The following is a 24,359-nucleotide window of genomic DNA, read 5'->3' as shown; positions in this document are numbered from 1 at the left end:
TCAGTCACCTGCCAGGTTGAGGCCGCCCCGGCGCCGCATCAGGAACGCGGTGAACACCATCGACAGGGCGAACAGGACGAGTGCCACCACGCAGGCAGAGCCGTAGTCGAAGCGCTGGAAGCCGAGGTTGTAGACGAGCTGGGGAAGGGTGAGCGTGGACTTCTCCGGGTAGCCGGGCTCGAACTGCGTGCCGGCGCCCTGGATGACGCCGGACGCGACCTTCCCGGCGATGAGTGGCTGTGTGTAGTACTGCATGGTCTGGATCACGCCGGTGACGACGGCGAACATGACGATGGGCGAGATGTTCGGGAGGGTCACGTAGCGGAACCGCTGCCAGGCCGACGCGCCGTCCAGCTCGGCCGCCTCGTACTGCTCTTGAGGCACGTCGAGCAGCGCGGCCATGAAGATGACCATGAGGTCGCCGATGCCCCAGAGGGCGAGCAGAGTGAGCGCCGGCTTGGACCAGGTGGGGTCGTTGAACCAGCCCGGGGCCGGGATGCCGACCTTCTCCAGGATCGAATTCACCGGCCCGGTACCGGGGTTGAGGAGGAACGCGAACGCCATCGTGGCCGCGACCGGCGGGGCGAGGTACGGCAGGTAGAAGAGCGTCCGGAAGACGCCCGTCGCCGTCTTGATCTTGGTGATCAACAGGCCGACGCCCAGGCCGAACACGACCCGGAGACTCACCATCACCACGACGAGCCACAGGGTGTTGCGCATCGCGGGCCAGAAGTACGGATAGTTCTTGAAGACGTACGTCCAGTTCTTCGTCCCCACCCACGTCGGCGGCTTGAAGCCGTCGTAGTGCATGAACGAGAAATAGACCGTCGAGATCAGCGGATACGCGAAGAAGACCGCGAAGCCGATCAGCCAGGGCGACATGAAGGCGAGTGTGCGAAGCGCCGACCTGCGGCGCTTCGACGCCAGGGTGATTGTGCTCATCGCGCCGCTACTTCGCCTGCGCGATGTCCGTGTCGATCTGCTTGGCCGTGCTCTTCAGGGCCGAGTCGAGATCCTTCACCTTGCCGCTCTCGTAGTCGTAGCCGAGGTTCTGGATCGTCGTCAGGTACACACCGCCGTTGATCGAGGCGGGACTTGTCGTCGAGTACTGGTTCGACGCGATGTCCAGGAACGTCTTGAAGCGCGGGTCGTACTTCAGCTTCGGGGACTTGAGGGCGGCGAGGGTGGAGGGCACGTTGTGGATGGCGTTGGAGAAGCCGACCACCGCGTCCGTGTCCGTGGTGATGTACTTGACGAACTCCCAAGCCGCGTTCTGCTTCTTGCTGTTGGCGGCGATGCCGGCGATCGTGCCGGTGATGTAGCCCTTGCCGTACTGGGCGACCTGGTCGTCCGGGACGGGCAGCGGGGCAACTCCTATGTCCAGCTTGGGATTCGCCGCCGTGGCCATCCCCAGCCGCCACTCGCCGTCCAGCTGCATCGCGACCTGGCCGGTGTGGAAGGGGTGCTTGTCGCCCCACTCGTCGCCGAGCGTGGAGCGGTAGCTCTCCAGCTTCTTGAAGCCGCCGAGTTCGTCGACGAGCTTCTTCTGGAGGGTGAATCCGGCCTTGAACGCGGGGTCCGTGGCGAGCGCCGACTTGCCGCTCTTGTCGAAGTACGTCGGCGAGAACTGCGCGAAGATGTGCTCGGTCGTGGTCTCCCAGCCGTGGTAGTCCGGCATGAACCCGAGCTGCGAGTACGTGTCGCCCTTGGTGATCGTCAACTTCTTGGCGTCCGCCTCGAATTCGGACCACGTCTTGGGCGGGCTGGTGATGCCGGCCTTCTTGAACTCCGTCTTGTTGTAGTACAGCCCGTACGCGTCGCCCAGCAGCGGTGCGGTGCAGCGGTTTCCGTCGAACTGGGTGTACTCGTTCATCGCCTTCGGGAACGTCGTCTCCGGGTCGATGCCGTCCTTCTTGAAGAAGGGGTTGAGATCGACGAGGGCGCCCGAGGAACAGAACTTGCCCACGTTGTTGGTGGTGAACGACGAGATCACGTCCGGGGACTTGTCGCCGCCGGTGCGCAGCGCCTGGTTGATCTTGTCGTCCGTCATGTTGCCGACGACGTTCACATGGATGTTGGGGTGCGCCTTCTCGAACCCGGCGACCAGCGACTTCACGGCGCTCAGCTCGGAGGCGGCGCTCCAGGCGTGCCAGAAGTTGATCGTGACGTCCTTCGACGCGTCGTCGGAGGCACCGGACGAGGACTGGCCGGTACAGGCGGTGGCGAGCAGGGCGATGGAGGCGGAGGCGGCGACTGCGACAGCCGCTTTCCGGGATGTTACGGACATCTTCCGGGGTGTTCCGGGCATGGCGAGGTCTCCCAAGGGCGGGGCGGGGCGAGGTGGTTGGGGAAGCCGAGGGGGGTGGGTAGAGGTGGGCCGACGGGGGTCTGGGGGAACCGGAGCCGGCCGGTGGGGTCAGCGCGAGGTGTCGAAGACCTCGTCGCGGGTCGTTGCCAGCGCGCTTTCCAACGCGCCGCGCAGCACGGGCTGTTCATGGACGTCGCCGACGACGAGCCGGGGCCGGGACGCCGCCAGCTCCTCCAACTCGGCCTGGACGAGGGCGCGTAGGGGCTCGCCGCCGGCGGTGAGCGACGCACCGCTGAGGACGACGAGTTCGGGGTCGAGCACGGAGACGAGCGAGGCGAGACCGGTCGCGAGGTGGGTCGCGTAGATCTCCAGGAGCCGCCGCCGGGGGCCGGTGGTGTGGTCGGCGGCGGTGGCGACGAGGGCGGCGGCGACCTCGGCGTAGGGACCCGTCGGAATCTCGGTGATGCCGAGTTCGCGGGCGAGTTGGGGCAGGGCCTGGGAGCCCGCCAGTGCCTGGTAACCACCGCTGTTGGCCTTGGTCACCTGGCGGACCAGGGGCGCGCCGGGCACCGGCAGGAAGCCGACCTCGCCCGCGCCGCCGGTCCAGCCGCGGTGCAGCCGGCCGCCGAGGACCAGGGCGGCGCCGAGGCCGCCCTCGTTCCACAGCAGCACGAAGTCGCCGTGCCCGCGGGCCGCGCCGAGCCGCTGCTCGGCTATGGCGACGAGGTTGACGTCGTTCTCGTACTCCACCGGCATCGGCAGCGCGGCGGCGAGTTCGTCGAGCAGGGCCGGGGAGTGCCAGCCCGGCAGGTGCGAGGCGTAACGCAGCCTGCCGGTGTTCGGGTCGAAGGCGCCGGGGGTGCCGATGACCAGGCGGTGCACGTCACCGCGGGCCAGCCCGGCCGCCTTGACTGCCCCGTCGAGGGCGTCGGTGACCTGCCGTACGACGGGCTGGGCGGGCCGCCGGCCGGGGGTGGCGAGCTCGAACTCGCCCACCGTGCGGCCGGTGACATCGGCGACGGCGGCGCGGATGCGCTCCGGCGTGACGTCGAGCCCGGCGGCGTACGCGGCGCCCGGATTGACCACGTACAGCTGGGCGTTGGGGCCCGGGCGCCCCTCGCTGGTGCCCGTGGCGAGCACGAGTCCCGCCGCTTCGAGCCGGGCGAGCAGCTGGGAGGCGGTCGGCTTGGAGAGTCCGGTGAGCTTGCCGATCCGGGTGCGGGAGAGCGGGCCGTGCTCCAGGAGGAGGTCCAGGGCGGCGCGGTCGTTCATGGCGCGCAGGACGCGGGGGGTGCCCGGGGTACCTGTGCCGGGGGTACCGGAGGTTCCTGCCATGTCGACGCCACCTGCCTCTCGAACTCTCGAACCACCCAGCGTGTCATGTGGTCACTGTTAGGAAAGTTTCCTATTGGGTGGGAGGAACGTAAGCCCGGGACGAAGGGGGCGTCAATAGACACCGCCCCCGAGGCAACAGACTCGTTACCTGCGGGGGCGGTGGGAGAGGAGCTGGTGTTACTTCTTGTCCTACTGAACGTCGATGTAGTCACCGGCGGCGGTGGCCGCGCCGGTGGTGGAGGTGCCGGCGAAGACGTAGCGGAAGTAACCGTCCTTGGTCGCCTTCACGGTCGTCTTCAGCGCGCCACCGGTGGTGGAGGTGACGGTCTTCACGGTGGTGTAGGTGCTCGAACCCTTCGCCCGGAACTGCAACTTGGCGGGCTGGGACACGTAACCGGTGTAGACCTCGTTCTCCCAGTCGGCGCGGGTCAGCTTGCCGGTGACGGTGATGGTCCTGCCCTTCTTCACCGGCTCGGGGGCGGCGTTGGCGGTGAGCTTCGCCGCCCGCTGCACCTTGACCTTGCCCTTGCCGCCCCAGGCCGCGAAGTCGGTCGACGTGCTGATCTTGTCGTCGGAGTCGTCCGCGTCGACGTCGATGTGGCCGTAGAAACCGCCGACGTTCCAGGTGGTCGCGTCGGCCGCCTCGTACAGGCTCTCCTCCGGGTCGATCGTGATCGTGTCGGAGCAGGACTCGGTGACGGTGGTGTCCGTTGTCGCCGTCGTCGTGCAGGTCGGCGCGAGGGTGCTCTCGATGTCGTTGTCCATGTCGGCGAGCCGGCCGCGGTAGAGCATGATCCCCGCGAACGTCGTCTTGCTGTCGATGACCACGTCCGACGGCCGCGTCAGCGTGTACGTCACGGGCACCTTCACCGCGGCGGTGGTGCCGACGACGATCGCCTTCCCCTTGTTGACCGTCACACCCGAGAAGACCAGATCCGGCGTCGCGGCCTGCGCGAGCGGCGCGGCCAGACCGGTCAGGGCCAGGGCACCGCTCAGGGCGACACCTATGGCGAGCTTTCTCATTTCTGTCCCCACATTCGAAACGGACCCCTGGGCGTTGCGCTCCAGAACAAGGGCCCGTCGTGGGGCGACCTTAGGCATGAGGGGCCTGCGAGGGAAATGAGATCAACCTGTGAAGGTGATCGCATCACGGCTTCGTCACGATGGCCAAAGCACCAGGTGGGAGCGGGTGACGGAGTTTTGGCTGATCTGCCGCAATTGCGAGGCCTGTTGGACGCTTTTCGGCCGCTGCGACTCCGCTGCCGAGGCCGATTCGTGATGGAACCGATCCGCCCTGCCAGCCACCTCACAGAATCCTGACTTTTGATCAACCGCGTTCGCGGGACATGGGGAACGGCGAGAGGGGTGCGGGCATGAGCGTGTTGGCCGAGTACCGGCAGGAGGCGGGGAGCACGCCCGCCGTCAACGTCGTATGGGCTGTACGGGCCGCAGCGGTACGCCCGTCACTGCGGCGACGAGCCCGCACCGCCGGCATCCCCCTCACCCCCGACGCCCTCGCCCGCCGCCAGATCCGCCAACTCCGCGTGCTATGGCCCTCCGTGGGCTGGCCCGACCGGATGCGCACCGAACTGAAGGCGTCCGACCGCGCCTCCGTCACCGCGGAGAAGGGCCGCGAGGAGGTCTGGTTCCAGTGGCGCCCGGGCCGCCGCAGGCACACGGTCTGGGGCTCGGTCACGTTCGACGAGGCGGCGGGGACGGTGCTGCTGGACCTTCGTGAGGGTGCGGCCTATACGGGGGTCTCGGGTGTGCGGCGGGGGGCGTCTTTCGTGGCGTTGTGTCAGGTGGCCGGGAGGCTGGGGCTGGTGGAGGGCGGGAGCCGATCCGCCCGGGAAATGAGCGGCAGGGTCTCCGGGTACGCGGTACGGTGCGCCGATGTCTGCGATCAAGAAGTTCCAAGTCACCTTTGACTGTGCGGAACCGGAGCGCGTCGCTCGCTTCTGGTGCGAAGTGCTGGGGTACGTCATGCCGGCGCCACCGGAGGGGTTCACCACCTGGGACGATTTCAACCGCACCCTGCCTCCTGAGGAGCGGGGGGCTTGGTCCGCCTGCAGTGATCCCTCGGGCGTCGGCCCGCGCCTGTTCTTCCAGCGCGTCCCCGAAGGCAAGACCGTCAAGAACCGGGTGCACCTCGACGTCCGGGTCGGCACCGGGCTCGTCGGCGCCGAACGCCTCGCGGCGCTCGAGGCCGAGTGCGCACGACTGGTCGCGCTCGGCGCGACCCACGTGCGGACGCTGTACGCCGACGAGGAGAACGAGTCGTGCATCCCGATGCTGGACATCGAGGGCAACGAGTTCTGCGTCGACTGAGCATCGGCAGGTCGTCAACCGGTCCCACGCGAAGGTGCGGGCACCGCACGCTTCGATGGTGTTCGAAAGGATGGCTGGTATCCAGGAGCGGTGCCTACGGTGTGGCGCAAAGAGGTCGACCACAGTGAATTGCACCGGTCGACCGAAAGGCAGGTCCTCACGGGCAGGGAGACTTCTGGATGCAGTTGCTCAAAAAGCACGTGACCCGTACGGCTGTGGCTCTCACTCTTGGGATCGGCGCGCTCGTCGGCGGCTCCAGCACCGCTTCGGCCGCCGACGTCCATCCCCAGTACGTGACCTACAAGTGCGATCCCGGGCGGGCCTGCGTTTACGACACCTCCGGGGGCGTCTGGAACATGGACGGCTGTGGAGACAACTGGATCTACGGCCACTTCAACTACGCCCGGGCCCACGGCAACAGCTTCACGGTGTATTACGTGAACGGCACGTGGGATTACGTCTGGGCAGGGGGTCAGCGGACCCTGGACGGCAGCAATTACGTCGAGCGAGTCCACGTGAACTGCTGAGCGCTGACGACACGAGCAGCCCCCGTCCAGGGAGCGGCTTCGTATCGTCAAATTCGAACACCTCGGCTCCACCCCGGAACTGGGGGAGGGCACAGGAGGCCAAAGCCTCTCCCGCAGCCGGCCGGTTGGCGGCGCTGTGGCCCCCTAACCGCCCGCCGGCTGCACGCCACCGAACTGGCGATCAACAGCACGGACCCCGCCGTACGCGACCGTGCCGTCCGGGAGGCCGGGGAGATCGTCCGTGCCGCGCACCGCGAGGTTGCGGGTGGCTGACTGGCACTGGGAGCTGTTCCAGGACGACATGCTGGACGGACTCCCGGATGCGGCCCGTACCGAGACGGAGCGGCTTGCCAGTGCTTTGCCGACCACGCTGCGGTGATGAGTGCGGGAGCAAGCGAGAGAGTAGTCCTGGTGCGGCGTCCGGTGTGTATTCCTGCGTTGCGAACTCGGGGTCTACGAAGAGCAGTTGACCCTGTGGCGGCCCGGTCGCTCGCCGAGGCGATGGGGTGCGGGGGGCCCTGGGCCTGCTGCAGGCCGCCTGGCTCGGACAATCTCCGTGCGCCCCGGCCACCCCGCGTGATACTCCTCGCTGCCATGAGTGATCTTGTGACGGCGCGGCTCGTGCTGCACCCGATGACCGTCGGTGAAGCCGAGCGAGTGGTTGCGGGTGAGCCGGGTGGCGGTGATCGGTGGGGGCCTGAATACCCCACCGGCGGGGACGTGTTCGCCGCCAGGCGCTTCCTGGGTATCTGTGCGGACACCGGTGATCCCCAGCCGTTCGGCAACTACGAGATCCGTCGGCGGGAGGACGGCCGGGCGATCGGCGGTCTCGGATTTCATGGACCCGTGGACGAGGACGGCAGCGTCACGATCGGCTACGGCCTCGTCCCGTCGGCCCAGGGGCAGGGATACGCCGCCGAGGCCCTCCGGGCGCTGCTGCGGTTCGCGCGGGCGCAAGGAGTCACCTGCGTGAAGGGCGACGCCGACCACGACAACACCGCCTCCCACCGCGTCATGACGGCGGCGGGCATGCGGCCGGCCGGACAGGACGAACGCGTCAGGTACTTCGAGATCACCTGGGCCGGCGCGACGCCGATGAGTGAACTGTCCTGGTACGGCGTCCGATGCGTGTTCCGGCATCGCGAACTCGGCGTCTACGAGGAGCGGTTGACCCTCTGGCGGGCCCGTTCGCTCGACGAGGCCATCGGGCGGGGGGAGTTGGAGGCGCACGAGTACTGCGCGGACCTCGACGGCGTCGAGTACGTCGACTTCGCCGAGGCCTACCGGATGGGCGGCGAGCCCGGGGAGGGCGCCGAGGTGTTCTCCCTCATGCGGGAGAGCGCGTTGCCGGCGGATGAGTACGTGGGGCGGTTCTTCGACACGGGGGCGGAGCGGACGGGGAGTTGAGGCCCGCCCGTGGTCTCCCGCCCCCCGCCCGCTAGCGCGTAGAAGGCCGCTGCGAAGAAATGGGCGAAGTCGCCGCCACCTGAGGCGAGTCCGAGTTGGAGTAGACCGAAGGGGCCGCGACCGACTCCGTCGGGTCCGCCACATCGTCCGCCGGGTCCGCCGTCGCCCCGCCCACGATGCGGATGTTCGCCTCGTCGAAGGCGCGCTTGATGCGCCAGCGGAGTTCGCGTTCCACGCCCACCGACTTGCCCGGCATCGTCTTGGCCGAGACGCGGACGACCATCGAGTCGATGAGGACGCTGTCGAGGCCGAGGACCTCGATGGGGCCCCAGAGGAGCTCGTTCCAGGGCTCCTCCTTGCTCATGCGCTCCGAGACCGCGTCCAGCGTCGCCTTCACCCGGTCCAGGTTCTCGGAGGCCTTGACGGTGACGTCCACGCCCGCCGTGGCCCAGCCCTGGGAGAGGTTGCCGATGCGCTTGACCTCGCCGTTGCGGACGTACCAGATCTCGCCGTTGGCGCCGCGCAGCTTGGTCACGCGGAGGCCGACCTCGATGACCTCGCCGGAGGCCACCCCCGCGTCGATCTGGTCGCCGACGCCGTACTGGTCCTCCAGGATCATGAAGACGCCGGAGAGGAAGTCCGTGACCAGGTTGCGGGCGCCGAAACCGATCGCCACGCCCGCTACACCGGCGGACGCCAGCAAAGGCGCCAGGTTGATCTCGAACGTGCCGAGGATCATCAGCGCGGCCGTGCCCAGGATCACGAAGGACGCCACCGAGCGGAGGACCGAGCCGATCGCCTGGGAGCGCTGGCGGCGGCGCTCCGCGTTCACCAGGAGACCGCCGAGCGCCGTGCCGTCCACCGATTCGACCGTGCGGTTCATCCGGTCTATCAGCTTGGTGATCGCCCGCCGCACCGTCATTCTCAGCACCGCCGCGATCACCAGGATCAGCAGCACCCGCAGCCCGATCGCCAGCCAGGTGGACCAGTTCTGCTCGACCCAACTCGCTGCGTTGGTCGCGCTCTCCTGGGCGTCCTGGAGCGAGGGCACGGTCACCGTGGTCTCCGAGGGGCTCGGGGACGGCGACGGCGAGGCGGCGGCCAGTAGGACGGCGGACAAGGACACGGCAGGTACCTCCAGGTGCTGCGGTCCGCCCCCGGCGCTGCGGTCAGGTCTTACACGTCGTACACGTCTTCGTACACGCGGTCTAGGTCACGAATAGGTCACCGTAGGGGCGGATCCACCACACTATCGGGGCAACGCGTGAGGATCGTTGCCGCATTCGGGGGAGAGGCTGTGTTCAACCGGGAAAGAACAGGTGGGACGAACCCACGGCCGTCCCGGGGACGGATCACATGTGGTCGAAAACACTCCCAGCCCGTTACCGGGACATGGTGGCGCTTCCACCAGGCATGAGGGGAGACTGACTACAGATCGTCCCGGCGCGAGCCACGCGCCGCCGACGCACAAGGAGGCATCCGTGCCGCATGTCCTGGTCCTCAACGCGTCGTACGAGCCACTCGGCGTCGTACCGCTCCGCCGCGCGCTCGTCCTCGTCCTGGAGAACAAGGCTGTCTCCCTGGAGGAATCCGGCGCCTATATGCACAGCGCAACCGTCACAGTCCCCGCACCCAGCGTGGTCCGGCTCAAGCGATTCGTGCGGGTTCCCTATCGGGGGCCCGTTCCTCTTACCCGGCGGGCGCTCTTCGCGCGCGACGGGGGCCGGTGCATGTACTGCGGTGGCGTCGCAACCAGCGTCGACCATGTCATTCCGCGCAGCCGCGGGGGCAAGCACGCCTGGGACAACGTGGTGGCGTCCTGCCGCCGCTGCAACCACACGAAGGCCGACCGACATCTCTTCGAGATCGGCTGGCGGCTGCGCCACAAACCCGCCCCACCCACCGGCCTGGCCTGGCGCATCATCGGGACCGGGCACAGGGACCCGCGCTGGCTGCCGTACCTGCAGCCATACGGCGCGGAGGACGCGATGGCCCGGATCGACGGCATCTCCGCCTGACGATCCGGGCTTTTGTGTACCCCGCTGTACCCCGCAACACCCGGTTCCGTACGACGGTACGGAGCGGTCCGCCCCGGGAGTCCCCTGTGCTCCCGGGGCGGACCGTCATGCGTAGCGCAGCTCGCCGGGACGCACCGAGCGGCGCAGCAGCGGCAGTGACGTGGCCGCCGCCAGCAGACAGGCCGCGTACACCGCGACCGGGACCAGCAGCGCGTCGTACGGCACCGGGATCGCCGTGTGCTCCGAGGCGGCGGCGCCGTACCAGACGCCGATCGTCGTGCCGCCGAGGCCCGCCAGCGTGAGCGCGGGTGCCAGCGGTACGGCGGTCTCCAGCAGGGTCGCCCGCGCGAGCACCGGATACGGCACCCCGGCCGCCACCTGGGCGGCCAGGCCGCGGCGCCGGGTGGCGACGGACTCGGCGGTGCCGACGGCGAGCGCGGCCAGGACCAGGGCGAGCGCGAAGAGGAGCGCGAGGCCGACGAGGTTGAGGCCGTTCTCGTAGAAGCCGATGCCCTCCGCGTACTGGTCCGCCTCGTCGCGCAGGACCGAGAGCAGCACCTGCCGTATCCCCATGAAGCCGGAGCCGACGACCGTCACCAGCAGGACCGCGGCATGCGTACGGGCCGCCGCCCACGGGTCGTCGCGCAGTCGCTCCGCCGCGATCAGTACCGCCGGGCGCTGCGCGCGGGCGGCCACGCCCTCGCCGAGCTGCCGGGCCGATGCGCCGGTCAGCCACACCGCCACGGCACCGATCAGCAGACACACGCCGACGACCGTGAGCGGGGTGAGGGCGAACTCGAAGGGCACGTCGTGGAAGGGGGTGGTCACGATGTACACCACGGACAGTGCCAGCACCGCCGTCGCCACTCGGAACAGCCGCCCCGGACCCTCGGCCGGCCGCAGCCGCCGGATCCGCCCCAGGGGAGAGGCCACCACTCCGCGCAGCACCAGCGCGCTCACTGCCGCGCCCAGCACCGGCACTCCTACGGCCACCGCGGCGATGCCCGCCCAGGCCAGGGGGACGGGGCTGTGCCACAGCCGCAGCAGGGCCGGTACGGCGAAGGCCGTGGCCACCGCCGAGCCCGCCAGACAGGCCAGTCCCGACTCCAGGGCCGCGATCCGCCGGGTCTGGCCGGGAGTGGCCCCGGCGAGCCGCAGCGCCGCGAGCCGGCGGTCGCGGTGCACCGCGCCGACCCGGGCGCACTGGCCCAGGAAGCCGAGCACCGGGACGAACAGCAGCAGGAGTGCGGCGACCACACCGATCCGGGTATCGGCCCGGTCGAGCAGCCCGCCGCCCACGGACACGGTGTGGTGCCCCTTCAGGGGCAGCAGCGCGGCGACGACCAGCCCGAGGCCGGTCGCCAGGGCCGCCCCGACGGCGGTGAGCAGGACGCGCCACCACTCCCGGCGGTCGGACCCCCGGGTGAGCAGCCAGGCCAGCCGCAGATCGGCGAGCAACGACTTCACGCCGTCACCCCCGCCCGCGCCACGGTCCCGTCCGTCAGCCGGATCTCGCGGTCCGCGTAGGCCGCGACCTGCGCGTCATGGGTGATCAGCACGACCGCCGCACCCGACTCGCGGGCCGTTCCCACCAGTGCCGTCATCACCTGCTCGCTCGCCAGGGAGTCCAGCGCGCCGGTCGGTTCGTCCGCGAAGACGATCCTCGGGCCGGTCACCAGGGCCCGGGCGAGCGCGACCCGCTGGGCCTGGCCGCCGCTCAGCGCGCCCGGCCGCAGCTCGGCCTGCCCGCGCACCCCGAACCGCTCCAGCCACTCACCGGCCCGCTGCCGCGCCTCGGCGCGGCCGGCCCCGGCCAGCAGCAGGGGCAGGCCCACGTTGTCGACGGCCGTCAGCTCGGGTATCAGCTGCCCGAACTGGAAGACCACCCCGAACTCGGTCCGCCGCAGCTCGCTGAGCCGCTTCTCCGGCAGCTCGTCCAGCCGTTCTCCTGCGTACGTCACCGTCCCCTCGTCCGGGCGGACGATCCCGGCCAGGCAGTGCAGCAGGGTGCTCTTGCCGCTGCCGCTGGTCCCCGTGACGGCGAGGATCTCGCCGGCCGCCAGGTCGGCCGAGGCGCCGTCCAGCGCCCGGGTCCTGCCGTGCGCCTTGGCAAGGTCCCGGGCCGCGAGCAGCGGCGCCGCCGTACCCCCGATGTCGCTCATGCTGTGTCGACCTCCGCGGTCAGAGTGGTCAGCCGGGCCGCCGTCGTCGCCATCCAACGGAGGTCCGCGTCAAGGTGGTTGAGGGCGTAGTCCGCCGAGAGGACGGTCGCCAGGTCGGCGCCCTTGGCGGTCTTGAGCGCCGTGAGTTCGCGCATCCGCTCCATGTGGGCGGCGCGCTGGGCCCGCAGATACGCCTCCGGGTCGCCGCCGGACAGGATCGAGACGACGACCTTGGCGAAGATCTCGTTCGTCACGAAGGGCGCGGGCGGCGCGATCTCCCCCGCCCAGTGCGCGAGTTCACGCGCACCCTCGGCCGTCGAGCGGTACGCCGTCCGCTCCGGGCCGCCGTCCGAGCCGGTGCCGTCGACCTCCGCGAGACCGTCCCGGACCAGGCGTTGCAGGGTCGTGTAGACCTGCCCGTAGGCCAGCGGGCGGGCCTGCGGGAAGCGTTCGTCGTGGCGTCGCTTCAGGTCGTAGCCGTGGCTCGGTCCTTGGGCGAGCAGGCCCAGCAGGATGTGGCGGGTGCTCATGGACATCAGTATGCACTGGATACATGTACTGAGTGAATAGTGATCAGCGGGAAACGTACGGGTGTCCGGTACGGGAGTGGCCACGGTGCCGCCCGTACCCCAACCTGGAGGTCTGCCGTCGCGCCCACTGGGTAGGGCTGCGGTAACCGGACCGTCGCCCGACCCGACCATCCCGACAAGGAGGCCACCGTGGCCGCATCGGCATCACTTCCGCTCCCGGCCCGTTCCAAACGCGTCGCGGAGCCGTCCGCCGACCTCGAACCCGAGCTCTTCCACGTCGACTCCGAGGGCGCCTGGGCCGAGACCCCGCTCACCAGCGAACCCCCGCTGACCGACGCCGAACCCCTCACCAGCGAGCCGCCACTCGCCGACACGGCCCCGCTCACCAGCGAGTCCGCCGTGTTCGCCGACCCGGACTCGACGAGGCCCTAGATGACAGCACCCCGGCCGGCCGAAGCCCTCGGCGAGGAGTTGTCCCGGCTCGCCGAACTGCACGGCGTCGCCACCGCCTACAGCCCCTCCCCGGACCGCGCGGTCCCGGCCTCGTCCGGCGCCGTCGTCGCCGTACTGGCCGCCCTCGGCGTCGACGCGAGCACCCCGCGGGCGGTACGCGCCGCGCTCGCCGCCCGCCAACAGGAGCTGGCCGGACGGCTGTTGCCGCCCACCGTCGTGGGCCGGCACGGCGGCACCCCCGCCGCGCTCGACGCGCTGCCCGAGGGCACCCGGCTGCACATCGAGACCGAACAGGGCGAGACCCGGACAGGCGTTGACCGACTCACGCCCGGCGTCCACCACTTGACCGCCACCGCCCCGGACGGCCGCAGCGCCGAGGCCCATCTCGTCATCGCCCCGGACCGGTTGCCGACGCCCGCCGGACGGTCGTACGGACTGATGGTGCAGGTCTACTCGCTGCTCTCCCGGCGCTCCTGGGGCATGGGCGACCTCGGTGACCTGGGCGAGCTGACCGCCTGGGCCGGGCGGGCGCTCGGCGCCGGATTCGTGCAGGTCAACCCGTTGCACGCGGCCGTGCCCGGCGCCCCCACCGACCCCTCGCCCTACCGCCCGTCCTCGCGCCGCTTCCCCGACCCGGTGTATCTGCGGGTCGAGGACGTCCCCGAGTTCGCCTACGTCGAGGAGCGCGAGCAGGTGCGCGGACTCCTCGAACGAGCCGCGCGGCTGCGCGAATCCGTCCTGGAGAAGGGCGCGTTGATCGACCGCGACGCCGTGTGGGAGCTCAAGCGGGAGGCGCTGGAACTCGTACGCCAGGTCCCCCTCGGGCCCGGACGGCGGGCCGCCTACGCCGACTTCCTCGCCCGCGAGGGCGAGGCGCTGGAGGACCACGCCACCTGGTCCGCCCTCGCCGAGGTGCACGGCTCGGACTGGCGCAGGTGGCCCGTCGGTCTGCGCGACCCGCGCTCGCCCGAAACCGCCCGCGCCCGCGCCGAGTTGATGGACCGCGTCGACTTCCACTCCCGCCTCGCCTGGCTCACCGACACCCAACTCACCGCCGCCCAGCGGGCCGCACGCGAAGCGGGCATGCCGCTCGGAGTCGTGCACGACCTCGCCGTGGGGGTGCATCCCGACGGCGCCGACGCCTGGGCGCAGCAGGACCACTTCGCGTCCGGCATGTCGGTCGGCGCGCCCCCCGACGCCTTCAACTCCCTCGGCCAGGACTGGGGTTTGCCCCCCTGGCGCCCGGACCGCCTCGCCGAGTCGGGCTACGCCCCCTACCGCCGCCTGCTCCGCGCGCTCTTCCGTTACGCCGGCGCCCTGCGCATCGACCACGTCATGGGCCTGTTCCGCCTGTGGTGGGTCCCCCAGGGCGGACCGCCCACCGAGGGCACCTACGTCCGCTACGACGCCGAGGCCATGCTCGCGATCCTCGCCCTGGAGGCCTCGCGCGCCGGGTCCGTGGTGATCGGCGAGGACCTGGGGACCGTGGAGCCGGGTGTGCGCGAGGAGTTGCAGGAGCGCGGGGTGCTCGGCACGTCGGTGCTGTGGTTCGAACGGGACTGGGACGGCGACGGCCGCCCCCTCGCGCCCGAGAGGTGGCGCGCCGACTGCCTCGCCACCGCCACCACCCACGACCTGCCGCCCACCGCGGCCCGCCTCACCGGCGAACACGTCGAACTCCGGTACCGGCTGGGCCTGTTGACCCGCCCGGTGGAGGAGGAGCGCGTCGAGGCCGCCACCGACGTGGGGGAGTGGCTGGCCCTGCTGGCCCGGCTCGGTCTCTACGAACCGGCGACGGGCGGCGGGCGGCCCGCGTCCGAGGAGGAGGCGGAGATCCACGCCGTCCACCGCTTCCTGCTCCGCACACCGGCCCGCATGATCGGCGTCTGGCTCCCCGACACGATCGGCGACCGCCGCCCGCAGAACCTGCCCGGCACCTGGGACCAGTACCCGAACTGGCGCCTCCCGATCGCCGACGCGGAGGGCCGTCCCGTGACGCTGGAGGAACTCGCCGCGTCGCCGAGGCTGCACGCGCTGGTGGATGTGCTGCGGGCGGGGTTGGAGGCGGGTGCGGAAACGGGCTCGGGCGGGGGTGCGGAAGGGGGCCCGTGACGCCCGTACGCCCCATACGGCACCCCCGGGCGCGCGGCTCGTTCGGGCGTTCGCTACTTTTGCGGTGTGGACAAGAAGAACGCCCTGCGCGCCGGTGCCCTGGTTGCCGGTACGACGCTGATGATGCTGCTCATGACGTCCCCCGCGCTCGCGCTCACCCGCGACGACGGCGACGACCCGGGCAACGGCCTGAGCGTCGCCGAGACGCTGGGGCTCTATGTCCTGATCCCGCTGGCCCTGTTCGCGATCATCGCGGGCCTGGTCCTGGCGCTGGACAAGTCCAAGGACCGTGCGCCGAAGGCCAAGTCCGCCACCGGCACGAAGGCCTGACCTCACCTTTTCCGAAGGGCGCCCGCATCACCCACAGCGGTGAGGCGGGCGCCTTCGGCATGTTCTCCCGGCGGTCAGATGATGAACGTGGGCTGTTCGGCGATGCCGAGCAGACTGCGGCCGTAGATCTCCCGGCCGAGATCGGGGTTGACGACGCCATGGCGTGAGGCGGTGCCCAGGTCGCGCCAGATCCGCTGGAGCGGGTTGGCCAGGGCGAAGGTGCTCGCGCCGGACACGGAGACCAGGCGGTCCACCGCCTCGCGGCTGCGGATCGCGGCGACCGCGGTGTCCATGCGGATCCGGGCGCGCTCCGCGACCGTGAGCTGCCGGGCCTCGGCGGCGGCGCGGTCGAGGTCGTCGGCGGCCCGCAACGCGTGCAACTGGGCGGTGTCGACGAGGGAGGCGGCGTCGGCGACGGCGAGCTGGACGCTCGGTGAGTCGGCGAGGCGCTCGTAGACCGTCAGGGACATGGGCTTGCGGGCGGCCGTCGCGAGGGTCAGGTCCAGGGCGGCCCGGGCCATGCCGAGCATGGGCGCGACGACGGTCAGGGCGAGCATGGAGGCGACCGCCACGGCGTTGCGGGGCTCGCCCTCGTGGCGGCCGGCGTACGCGCCGGCCAGGACGGCGCCCATGTTCAGCGTCCGGTGGGCCGGCACGGTCACCTGGTCGGCGACGACGGTGTTGCTGCCGGTGCCGGCCATGCCCGCCACGTGCCAGGTGTCCTCGACCGTGAGGTCCTCGACCCGCACCAGGGCGATCGACGGCGGCTGGTCGGCGGCGCCCGGCGCGATCGCCAGGGCCACCCAGCTCGCGTGCTGGATGCCCGAGGCCCAGCCCCACCGGCCCGACACGACGAGATCGCCGCCCTCGGTGGTGACTGCGGAGCCCGCGGGGGTGAGCGACGCGGCGACGGCGGCGTCGGGGTCCTGGCCCCAGACCTCGGCACGGGCCCGGTCGTCCATCAGCGAGGCGACCAGACCGCCCCCGGTGTAGATGTTCGCGATCCAGCCGGCGGAGGCGTCGCCACGGGCCAGTTCGGCCGTCACCTCCATGGTGGTCCGCACCCCGGCTCCGAAGCCGCCGAGGGCGCGCGGGGTGGCGAGGCGGAGCATCCCCGCCTCGCGCAGGGCACGGGCCGCGTCGTCCGACACGCGGCGCAACCGCTCGCCCTCCTCGGCCTGCCCGGCGAGGATGGGTACGAGTTTCGCGGCGGCCTCCGTCAACTCGGCGCGGACACCGGCCTCATCGGCCGGCGAGGGGGCGGACGGGGACAGGTTCACGGCGGGGCTCCACTCTGGTGCGGGAATCGACGGCGGCCACGATGCCGTGGGTGGCCGCGGCGGCCGGAAGCAGGTCATCGTGTCCGCAGCAGACTAGAAAGCGGTAGCGAGGCGCCGGAAGGAACATCGGTGCCACGACGGGGGGACACACGTGACAGGGACGCAGGTGGTCGGGGCGGCGGAGTGGCGGCAGCGGGCGTCCATCGACGTGCCGCTGCGCCATCCCCACCGCCAGGACCTGCTGCACGACCAGTGGCAGCGCGGACTCGGTCACCTCGCCCACATACGGCAGCTGCGGCTGCCCGCGGACCGCACCCGCGGTGTCCACCGCACCCGGGTGGAACGCCGGCTGGTCGGCGAGGTCGCCGTCAGCAGGCAGTTCAGCGACCCCATCGAGGGGATCTCGGGCAGCGGGAGCACCGACGGCCGGGCCGACCTCGTCGCCGTCCACGTCATCAGGAGCGGAAGCCTGCGCATCGAGGACACCGGCCGGCGGGCCGACCTGGGCCCCGGCACCCTCTGCATCCGTGACCTGCACACCTACTGGCAGTTCGCCTACACGGCACCGACCGACTGCAGGGTGCTCGTCCTGCCCAGGTCCGGTCTGCTCGACCATCTGTACGGGACCCGGCTGCCGGCCCTGACCGTCGCTCCCGCCACGGCCCCGGAGTCCCGGCTGTTCCTCGCCCATCTCGACGCCGCCTGGTCCCTCGCGGGCCGGCTCGGCCCGGAGGCCACGCACGCGGCCGGCGAGGCGATGGCCGTGCTGCTGACCGGACTCATCCGGACCCGCGCACCCGTCGCGGTCCCGCCCCCGTCACTGCGGACCGCGGCCGTCGCCTACGCCGACAGCCGGCTGAGGGACCCGGACCTGACCCCGGCCGCCATCGCCCGGGCGCTGAACGTCTCCGTCCGCACCCTCCACCGGGCCTTCGCGGACGGCGAGTCCGTCATGGCCCATGTGCGCCGCCGCCGTCTCGAAGGCGCCCGCCGCGAACTCGGCCTTCCGGGCGGCCCGTTCACCGTCGCCGACATCGCGGCACGCTGGCAGTTCGCCGACCCCAGCCATTTCCGCCGCGCCTACCGCGGCGCGTACGGGCAGTCGCCCCGGCGGCCGGGCGAGCGAAGCACCTGACGCGGCGGGCTCCTCGAAGCGGTGTCACTCCCGCGCGGCGGCCGCCGTCCCGTTCAGCAACTCCCGCAGTAGATCGGCCAGTTGTCCGACCTGTTCCCCGTCGAGGGCGGCGGACAGGGCCTTCTGCTGGGCCGCCAGCCCCGCCCCCACCGCCTCGTCGATGAGCGCCAACCCCTTCTCCGTCAGGGTCACTTGGAGCCCCCGCCGGTCGTGCGGGTCGGGGGAGCGGCGGAGCAGGCCGGCCCGTTCCAGTTTGTCGAGGCGGCCGGTCATGCCGCCCGTGGTGAGCATCAGCGTCGCCGAGAGCTCGCGCGGCGAGAGGGTGTACGGCTCACCGGCCCGGCGCAGGGTCGCGAGGACGTCGAACTCGCCGCGCGAGATGCCGTGCGGCGCGTACGCCTTCTCCATGCTGTCGCCCATGGCCCGGGAGAGCCGGAAGATCCGCCCGAAGACCTCCATCGCGGCGGTGTCCAGGTCGGGCCGCACCACCGCCCACTGCTCGACGATCGCGTCGACGGGGTCCTTGCGCTGCTCGGGGCGTGCACTCATGCGTCGAGTATCGGCCGGTGGACGGGTCGCCCGCAAGAAAGTAACTTGACGGAAAGTTGCTTGCAGCTAAGCTAATTAGCGGCAAGTTACTTATGAAGGAGATGGCATGAACCGCTCCGCCACCATCGTCCTCACCGCCCTCGCCCCCGTCTCCTGGGGCACGACCTACGCCGTCACCACCCAGTTCCTCCCGCCCGACCGCCCCCTCTTCACCGGCCTGATGCGCGCGCTCCCCGCCGGTCTCGTGCTCCTCGCGCTGGCCCGGGTGCTGCCGCGCGGTGCCTGGTGGTGGAAGGCGACCGTGCTCGGCGCGCTGAACATCGGCGCCTTCTTCCCGCTGCTGTTCCTGTCCGCGTACCGGCTCCCCGGTGGCATGGCCTCGGTCGTCGGCTCCATCGGGCCGCTGATCGTCGTGGGCCTCTCGGCGGTCCTGCTGGGGCAGCGGCCCACGGCCCGGAGCGTGCTCACCGGTGCCCTCGCGGCCTTCGGCGTGAGCCTCGTCGTACTGAAGGCGGCCGGTGCGCTCGACCCGGTCGGTGTGCTCGCGGCCCTCGCGTCCACGGCCTCGATGTCCACCGGCACCGTGCTCACCAAGCGGTGGGGCCGCCCGGACGGCGTCGGCCCGCTCGCCCTCACCGGCTGGCAGCTCACGGCCGGGGGCCTGCTCATAGCCCCCGTCGCCTTCCTGGCCGAGGGGGCGCCGCCCGCGCTCGACGGGCGGGCGGTCGGCGGCTATCTGTATCTCGCGCTGGCGAACACGGCGGTCGCGTACTGGCTCTGGTTCCGCGGCATCGGCCGGCTCTCCGCCACCCAGGTCACCCTCCTCGGCCCGCTCTCCCCGCTGACCGCGGCCGTCGTCGGCTGGGCGGCGCTCGGACAGGCGCTCACGCCGTTGCAGATGGCCGGGATGGCGCTGGCGTTCGGGGCGACGATCGCCGGGCAGATCGGGGCGCGTACCCCTGCCGTTTCCGTCCGGGAGGTAGCGTCACGCGGGAACGCCGTGACGCAACGCCGGAGGCGCCCGTGGCCGATGCATCCTGCCCCAGCTGTGGCAAGCCGCTCACCGCGCAGACGGGCCGTACCGGTCGGCGCTCCGTCTACTGCTCCGCCGCCTGCCGGCAGAAGGCCTACCGGGAGCGGCAGGGGAGCGGCGGAGTAAGTGTGCACGGCCTGATCAAGGAGATCGGCCGGCAGGTGGAGGAGCTGGTGCCTCAGCCGCCCTCCGTCTTCTACTCCGGGGTGACGGAACTGTCGTCGTCCGTCGCGCGGTTGCGGCGGGTGGCGCGGACGGCGCGCGACACCGCTCAGGAATCCGTCACTCGTCCGGCCGTTACGGAAGTCCCGCTCGACGAAGGCGACTTCGCCGCGCTCGTCGAGTCCCACCGCCGTGAGATCCAGGTCCACTGCTACCGCATGACCGGGTCGTACGACGATGCCGAGGACCTGGTGCAGGAGACGTTCCTGCGGGCCTGGCGGGCCCGGGACACCTTCCAGGGGCGGGCCGGTGCCCGTACGTGGCTGTATCGCATCGCGACCAACGCCTGCCTGGACTTCCAGCGCCGTACGGCCCGCCGCCCCAAGCGGTACGAGCCCTTGCCCGGCATGAACCACGGCGGCGGGGAGCCGCCCGCCCGTATCACCTGGCTACAGCCCTATCCCGACGACGAGTTGCCGTCCGCCGAGGAGCAGCCGGAGGCCGCCGCCGTCTCCCGCGAGACCCTCGAACTGGTCTTCCTGGCCGCCGTCCAGCACCTCCCGCCGCGTCAGCGCGCGGTGCTGGTGCTGCGGGACGTGCTCGGGCTGACCGCCGTGGAGACCGGCGAGGCCCTCGACATGACCGTGGCCTCGGTCAACAGCGCGCTGCAACGCGCCCGCCCCACCCTGCGCGACCACCTCCCCGGCCGGCGCGCGGACTGGACGGCCGACGGACCCACCGAGCACCAACGCACCCTGGTCAAGCGGTACATGGCCGCCGCCGAACGCCTCGACCTGTCCGAGGTCGCCGCGCTGCTCAGCGAGGACGTCACCCTCACCATGCCGCCGAACCCGTTCTGGTTCACCGGCCGTGACGCGCTCGTGGAGTTCCTGAGCGTCAGCCTCGACGCCAACTCGCCCATGTTCCTGGGCCACTGGCGCCACCTCCCCGCACGCGCCAACGGGCAGCTCGCGGCCGGGGGTTACGTCCGACGGCCCGGAACGACCGTCTACCGGGCTCAAGTTCTCGACGTGCTCCGCTTCGGCGCGGACGACCGGATCGTGGAGATCACCTCCTTCGAACCGCACCTCTTCCCGGCCTTCGGACTGCCCCTGCGGCTGTGACCGATGAGTGGTGGACCCCGCGTGCGTCTGTACAGCCGACTCGAACGACACCTGACCCACAAGGAGTTCACCATGCTGCTCACCGACAGGACCGCGGTCGTCTACGGCGCCGGAGGCTCGATCGGCGGCGCGGTCGCCCGTGCCTTCGCCGCCGAGGGCGCCCGCGTCCACCTCGTGGGACGCACCCGGGAGACGCTGGAGGCCGTGGCCGCCGACATCGGGAAAACGGGCCTCAAGGACGCCGAGGTGGCCGTCGTCGACGCGCTCGACGAGACGGCCGTGGAGGAACACCTCGCCCGGGTCGGGGACGTGGACGTGTCCTTCAACCTCGTCTCGCGCGGTGATGTGCAGGGCCTGCCGATCACCGACATGCCCGTCGACGACTTCCTGGCGCCGGTCGTCAACGGCACCCGCGCCAACTTCATCACCGCCCGCGCCGCCGCCCGCCGCATGGCCGAGCGGGGCAGCGGTGTCGTCCTCACCCTCAACAGCGGTTCCGCGCACGGCAGTCCGATGATGGGCGGCACCGGTCCCGCCGACGCGGCGACCGACAGCCTGGTGCGCAACCTGGCGATGGAGCTGGGCCCGCGCGGGGTGCGCGCGGTCGGGATCTGGGCCGCCGGCATCCCCGAGACGCTCACCATCGAGAAGCTCGGCAAGGTCAACCCCGACCTCAACGAGGCGGCGATCCAGGGGATCCTGGGTCACCTGTCGAGCCTGCGCATGACCCGCCGCAACCCCACCCTCGCCGAGATCACCGCGACCGCCGTGTTCCTCGCCTCGGACCACGCGGCGAGCATCACCGGCACGTTCGTCAACGTCACCGGCGGGATGTTCCCGGGGTGACGGCGAAGGGCGCCCGGCTTCACGCCGGGCGCCCTCATGGCCGTAGCGGAAGTGACTACGAAGCAGCCGCGTCCGCGGCCTGGGCCTTCAGGGCGCGCTCAACGCCCGAGCGGGACTCCGAGACCAGGCGGCGCAGGGCCGCGTTGGGCTCGGCCGCCGTCAGCCAGGCGTCCGTGCGGTCCAGGGTGTCCTGGGAGACCTGGATCGACGGGTAGAGGCCGACCGCGATCTGCTGGGCGATCTCGTGCGAACGGGCGTCCCAGATCTCCTTGACCGCCGCGAAGTACTTCTCCGTGTACGGCGCCAGCAGTTCGCGCTGGCCGGTCTGGACGAAGCCCGAGATCACCGCTTCCTGAAGGGCGTTGGGGAGCTTGTCGGACTCGACGACCTGCGCCCAGGCCTCCGCCTTCGCCTCCTCGGTCGGGCGGGCGGCACGGGCGGTCGCCGCGTGGCGCTCACCGGCGGCCGTCCTGTCCCGCTCGTACTCGCCGGCGATCTCCGTCTCGTCGAACTGGCCCACGGCCGCGAGGCGTTCGACGAACGCCCAGCGCAGCTCGGTGTCGACGGCCAGGCCCTCGATGGTCTGGGTGCCCTCCAACAGGGCGTCCAGCAGGTCGAGTTGCTCCGGCGTACGGGCCGTGGACGCGAACGCGCGGGCCCACGCCAGCTGGTGGTCGCTGCCCGCCTCGGCGGAGCGCAGGTGCGCCAGCGTGGCGTCCGTCCAGCGGGTGAGCAGCGCCTCGCGGGCGGCCGGGTCGGCGTACAGCTCGATCGCCAGCTTCACCTGCCGCTGGAGCGACTGCACGACACCGATGTCGGACTCCTTGCCGATGCCCGAGAGGACGAGGGAGAGGTAGTCGCGGGTGGCGAGTTCGGCGTCGCGGGTCATGTCCCAGGCCGAGGCCCAGCACAGGGCGCGGGGAAGGGAGGACTCGAAGTCGCCGAGGTGCTCGGTGACGAACGCGAGGGACTGCTCGTCGAGGCGGACCTTCGCGTACGACAGGTCGTCGTCGTTGAGCAGCACCACGTCCGGACGGCGCTTGCCGACCAGCTGCGGTACGGCGGTCAACTCGCCGTCCACGTCCAGCTCGACGCGCTCGTCGCGCACCAACTTGCCGGTCTCTTCGTCGAGTTCGTACAGGCCGACCGCAATCCGGTGCGGGCGCAGCGTCGGCTCGCCCTTGGCTCCGGCGGGCAGGGCCGGGGCCTCCTGGCGGATCGCGAAGGCGGTGATGACACCGTCCGCGTCCGTCTCGATCTCCGGGCGCAGGATGTTGATGCCGGCCGTCTGGAGCCACGCCTTCGACCAGGCGCTCAGGTCACGCCCGGAGGTCTCCTCCAGCGCGCCGAGCAGGTCGGAGAGGCGGGTGTTGCCGTACGCGTGCCGCTTGAAGTACGCCTGTACGCCCGCGAAGAACTCGTCCATGCCGACGTAGGCGACGAGCTGCTTCAGCACGCTCGCGCCCTTGGCGTAGGTGATGCCGTCGAAGTTGACGAGGACGTCGTCCAGGTCGCGGATCTCGGCCATGATCGGGTGCGTGGACGGCAGTTGGTCCTGCCGGTAGGCCCAGGTCTTCATCGAGTTGGCGAACGTCGTCCACGAGTGCGGCCAGCGCGAGTCCGGCGCGTACGCCTGGCAGGCGATGGAGGTGTACGTGGCGAACGACTCGTTCAGCCACAGGTCGTTCCACCACTCCATCGTCACGAGGTCGCCGAACCACATGTGGGCCAGCTCGTGCAGGATCGTCTCCGCGCGCACCTCGTAGGCGGCGTCGGTCACCTTGGAGCGGAAGACGTACTGGTCCCGGATGGTGACGGCACCGGCGTTCTCCATCGCGCCCGCGTTGAACTCCGGGACGAACAGCTGGTCGTACTTCTTGAAGGGGTACGCGTAGGCGAACTTCTCCTGGAACCAGTCGAAGCCCTGCCGCGTCACCTCGAAGATCGCGTCCGAGTCGAGGTACTCGGCGAGCGAGGGCCGGCAGTAGATGCCGAGCGGGACGGACTGCCCGTCCTTCTCGTACACGCTGTGCACGGAGTGGTACGGCCCGACGATGAGCGCCGTGATGTACGTCGAGATGCGGGGCGTCGGCTCGAACACCCAGGTGTCGTCCCGGGGTTCGGGCGTCGGGGAGTTGGAGATGACGGTCCAGCCGGTCGGCGCCTTCACGGTGAACTGGAAGGTGGCCTTGAGGTCGGGCTGCTCGAAGCTGGCGAAGACGCGGCGCGCGTCCGGGACCTCGAACTGGGTGTAGAGGTACGCCTGTTGGTCGACGGGGTCGACGAACCGGTGCAGTCCCTCACCGGTGTTGGTGTACGCGCAGTCCGCGACCACGCGCAGGATGTTCGGCCCTTCCAACAGCCCGGCCAGGGCGATCCGCGAGTCCTTGAAGACCTCGTCGGGGTCGAGCGGGTCGCCGTTCAGCGTCACCTCGTGGACGGCCGGGGCGACCAGGTCGATGAAGGACTCGGTGCCGCCCTCCGTCACATCGAAGCGCACCGTCGTCGCGGACCTGTAGGTCCCGCCCTCCTGCGCGCCGGAGAGGTCGAGATCGATCTCGTACGAGTCAACGGTGAGCAGCGTCGCCCGCTGCTGCGCCTCTTCGCGAGTCAGGTTTGTGCCAGGCACGCGGTCATCTCCTCGTTATGTGTGGGTTGCGCCATCCTTCCACGGGACCTGACCGGAACGCGATGTCCGTATCCCGCCGGTCAGTGGGGCG

The 24,359-nt window shown here is 71.0% G+C and carries 23 protein-coding genes and 1 pseudogene; 12 read left to right on the top strand and 12 right to left on the bottom strand.

What is annotated here, in order from left to right:
- From SSP08S_RS00675 to SSP08S_RS00660, 4 genes are all read right to left on the bottom strand, one after another.
- Window positions 1-942, bottom strand: a complete 942-nt coding sequence (locus SSP08S_RS00675) for a carbohydrate ABC transporter permease (protein WP_019065641.1) — start codon at window positions 940-942, stop codon at window positions 1-3.
- A 7-nt stretch (window positions 943-949) separates the two neighbouring features.
- Window positions 950-2,287, bottom strand: a complete 1,338-nt coding sequence (locus SSP08S_RS00670; RefSeq protein WP_019065640.1) for an ABC transporter substrate-binding protein — start codon at window positions 2,285-2,287, stop codon at window positions 950-952.
- 129 nt (window positions 2,288-2,416) lie between these two features.
- A complete protein-coding gene (locus SSP08S_RS00665; protein ID WP_019065639.1) occupies window positions 2,417-3,643 on the bottom strand; it encodes an ROK family transcriptional regulator in 1,227 nt (408 codons plus the stop codon).
- Window positions 3,644-3,832: 189 nt separating this feature from the next.
- Window positions 3,833-4,666, bottom strand: a complete 834-nt coding sequence (locus tag SSP08S_RS00660) for a hypothetical protein (protein ID WP_019065638.1) — start codon at window positions 4,664-4,666, stop codon at window positions 3,833-3,835.
- Window positions 4,667-5,016: 350 nt separating this feature from the next.
- Between SSP08S_RS00660 and SSP08S_RS60625 the strand changes: the two genes are divergently transcribed.
- The 3 genes from SSP08S_RS60625 to SSP08S_RS58050 all read left to right on the top strand — a co-directional run bounded on the left by SSP08S_RS60625 (window position 5,017) and on the right by SSP08S_RS58050 (window position 6,498).
- The gene (locus SSP08S_RS60625) at window positions 5,017-5,571 is read left to right on the top strand and encodes a hypothetical protein (RefSeq protein WP_026178062.1); all 555 of its coding nucleotides are present in this window, start codon (window positions 5,017-5,019) and stop codon (window positions 5,569-5,571) included.
- A complete protein-coding gene (locus SSP08S_RS00650; protein ID WP_026178061.1) occupies window positions 5,537-5,971 on the top strand; it encodes a VOC family protein in 435 nt (144 codons plus the stop codon). The genes SSP08S_RS60625 and SSP08S_RS00650 overlap by 35 nt, the downstream gene beginning before the upstream one ends.
- 179 nt (window positions 5,972-6,150) lie before the next feature.
- Complete coding sequence (locus SSP08S_RS58050; RefSeq protein WP_019065635.1) at window positions 6,151-6,498, top strand: hypothetical protein; 348 nt, start codon at window positions 6,151-6,153, stop codon at window positions 6,496-6,498.
- A gap of 144 nt (window positions 6,499-6,642) precedes the next feature.
- Here the strand turns inward: SSP08S_RS58050 and SSP08S_RS61550 are convergent, their stop codons facing one another.
- Entirely contained in the window at window positions 6,643-6,801 is a 159-nt protein-coding gene (locus SSP08S_RS61550) for a hypothetical protein (RefSeq protein ID WP_158697116.1), read from the bottom strand.
- Between the two features lie 291 nt (window positions 6,802-7,092).
- Between SSP08S_RS61550 and SSP08S_RS62825 the strand changes: the two are divergent.
- Window positions 7,093-7,584: pseudogene (locus tag SSP08S_RS62825) on the top strand (GNAT family N-acetyltransferase); the annotation flags it as partial.
- A gap of 352 nt (window positions 7,585-7,936) precedes the next feature.
- Here the strand turns inward: SSP08S_RS62825 and SSP08S_RS00630 are convergent.
- A complete protein-coding gene (locus SSP08S_RS00630; RefSeq protein WP_019065632.1) occupies window positions 7,937-9,031 on the bottom strand; it encodes a mechanosensitive ion channel family protein in 1,095 nt (364 codons plus the stop codon).
- 355 nt (window positions 9,032-9,386) lie between these two features.
- On the opposite strand from SSP08S_RS00630, the gene SSP08S_RS00625 reads away from it, so the two are divergent.
- Window positions 9,387-9,923, top strand: a complete 537-nt coding sequence (locus tag SSP08S_RS00625; RefSeq protein ID WP_019065631.1) for an HNH endonuclease — start codon at window positions 9,387-9,389, stop codon at window positions 9,921-9,923.
- 105 nt (window positions 9,924-10,028) lie between these two features.
- Here SSP08S_RS00625 and SSP08S_RS00620 read toward each other — a convergent pair whose 3' ends face one another.
- Genes SSP08S_RS00620 through SSP08S_RS00610 form a run of 3 tightly spaced genes read right to left on the bottom strand, consistent with a single transcriptional unit; the run spans window position 10,029 to window position 12,615 of the window.
- On the bottom strand, window positions 10,029-11,390 hold the full coding sequence (locus SSP08S_RS00620; RefSeq protein WP_019065630.1) for a hypothetical protein: 1,362 nt from the start codon (window positions 11,388-11,390) through the stop codon (window positions 10,029-10,031).
- Window positions 11,387-12,085 (bottom strand): ABC transporter ATP-binding protein, encoded by a 699-nt coding sequence (locus SSP08S_RS00615; protein ID WP_019065629.1) that lies wholly within the window; start codon window positions 12,083-12,085, stop codon window positions 11,387-11,389. The genes SSP08S_RS00620 and SSP08S_RS00615 overlap by 4 nt, the downstream gene beginning before the upstream one ends.
- Complete coding sequence (locus SSP08S_RS00610) at window positions 12,082-12,615, bottom strand: PadR family transcriptional regulator (RefSeq protein WP_026178060.1); 534 nt, start codon at window positions 12,613-12,615, stop codon at window positions 12,082-12,084. Before SSP08S_RS00610 ends, SSP08S_RS00615 begins: the two co-directional genes overlap by 4 nt.
- A 189-nt stretch (window positions 12,616-12,804) precedes the next feature.
- Between SSP08S_RS00610 and SSP08S_RS00605 the strand changes: the two genes are divergently transcribed.
- From SSP08S_RS00605 to SSP08S_RS00595, 3 genes are all read left to right on the top strand, one after another.
- Window positions 12,805-13,047 carry a hypothetical protein gene (locus SSP08S_RS00605; RefSeq protein ID WP_019065627.1) on the top strand — a complete coding sequence of 81 codons (243 nt, stop codon included), beginning with the start codon at window positions 12,805-12,807 and terminating at the stop codon, window positions 13,045-13,047.
- Entirely contained in the window at window positions 13,048-15,180 is a 2,133-nt protein-coding gene (gene malQ / locus SSP08S_RS00600; RefSeq protein ID WP_019065626.1) for a 4-alpha-glucanotransferase, read from the top strand.
- Between the two features lie 66 nt (window positions 15,181-15,246).
- Window positions 15,247-15,510 (top strand): hypothetical protein, encoded by a 264-nt coding sequence (locus SSP08S_RS00595; protein WP_019065625.1) that lies wholly within the window; start codon window positions 15,247-15,249, stop codon window positions 15,508-15,510.
- A gap of 74 nt (window positions 15,511-15,584) precedes the next feature.
- On the opposite strand, the gene SSP08S_RS00590 is transcribed toward SSP08S_RS00595, so the two are convergent.
- Entirely contained in the window at window positions 15,585-16,790 is a 1,206-nt protein-coding gene (locus tag SSP08S_RS00590) for an acyl-CoA dehydrogenase family protein (RefSeq protein ID WP_019065624.1), read from the bottom strand.
- Between the two features lie 151 nt (window positions 16,791-16,941).
- On the opposite strand from SSP08S_RS00590, the gene SSP08S_RS58045 reads away from it, so the two are divergent.
- Window positions 16,942-17,925, top strand: coding sequence for a helix-turn-helix domain-containing protein (locus SSP08S_RS58045; protein ID WP_019065623.1), 984 nt, complete (start codon window positions 16,942-16,944; stop codon window positions 17,923-17,925).
- A gap of 24 nt (window positions 17,926-17,949) precedes the next feature.
- Here SSP08S_RS58045 and SSP08S_RS00580 read toward each other — a convergent pair whose 3' ends face one another.
- Window positions 17,950-18,474: a MarR family winged helix-turn-helix transcriptional regulator gene (locus SSP08S_RS00580; RefSeq protein WP_019065622.1), complete on the bottom strand. Its 525-nt coding sequence runs from the start codon at window positions 18,472-18,474 to the stop codon at window positions 17,950-17,952.
- A 106-nt stretch (window positions 18,475-18,580) separates the two neighbouring features.
- Between SSP08S_RS00580 and SSP08S_RS00575 the strand changes: the two genes are divergently transcribed.
- From SSP08S_RS00575 to SSP08S_RS00565, 3 genes are all read left to right on the top strand, one after another.
- On the top strand, window positions 18,581-19,633 hold the full coding sequence (locus SSP08S_RS00575; RefSeq protein ID WP_019065621.1) for an EamA family transporter: 1,053 nt from the start codon (window positions 18,581-18,583) through the stop codon (window positions 19,631-19,633).
- A gap of 2 nt (window positions 19,634-19,635) precedes the next feature.
- Entirely contained in the window at window positions 19,636-20,793 is a 1,158-nt protein-coding gene (locus SSP08S_RS00570) for a sigma-70 family RNA polymerase sigma factor (RefSeq protein ID WP_019065620.1), read from the top strand.
- 72 nt (window positions 20,794-20,865) lie between these two features.
- The gene (locus tag SSP08S_RS00565; protein ID WP_026178059.1) at window positions 20,866-21,639 is read left to right on the top strand and encodes an SDR family NAD(P)-dependent oxidoreductase; all 774 of its coding nucleotides are present in this window, start codon (window positions 20,866-20,868) and stop codon (window positions 21,637-21,639) included.
- Between the two features lie 55 nt (window positions 21,640-21,694).
- On the opposite strand, the gene pepN is transcribed toward SSP08S_RS00565, so the two are convergent.
- Window positions 21,695-24,268: an aminopeptidase N gene (gene pepN / locus SSP08S_RS00560; RefSeq protein WP_019065618.1), complete on the bottom strand. Its 2,574-nt coding sequence runs from the start codon at window positions 24,266-24,268 to the stop codon at window positions 21,695-21,697.
- Window positions 24,269-24,359 lie beyond the last annotated feature (91 nt).

The organism is Streptomyces hokutonensis, assembly GCF_000376565.1.
Lineage (GTDB): Bacteria > Actinomycetota > Actinomycetes > Streptomycetales > Streptomycetaceae > Streptomyces > Streptomyces hokutonensis.
This window is presented reverse-complemented; position numbering and strand designations above follow the sequence as displayed.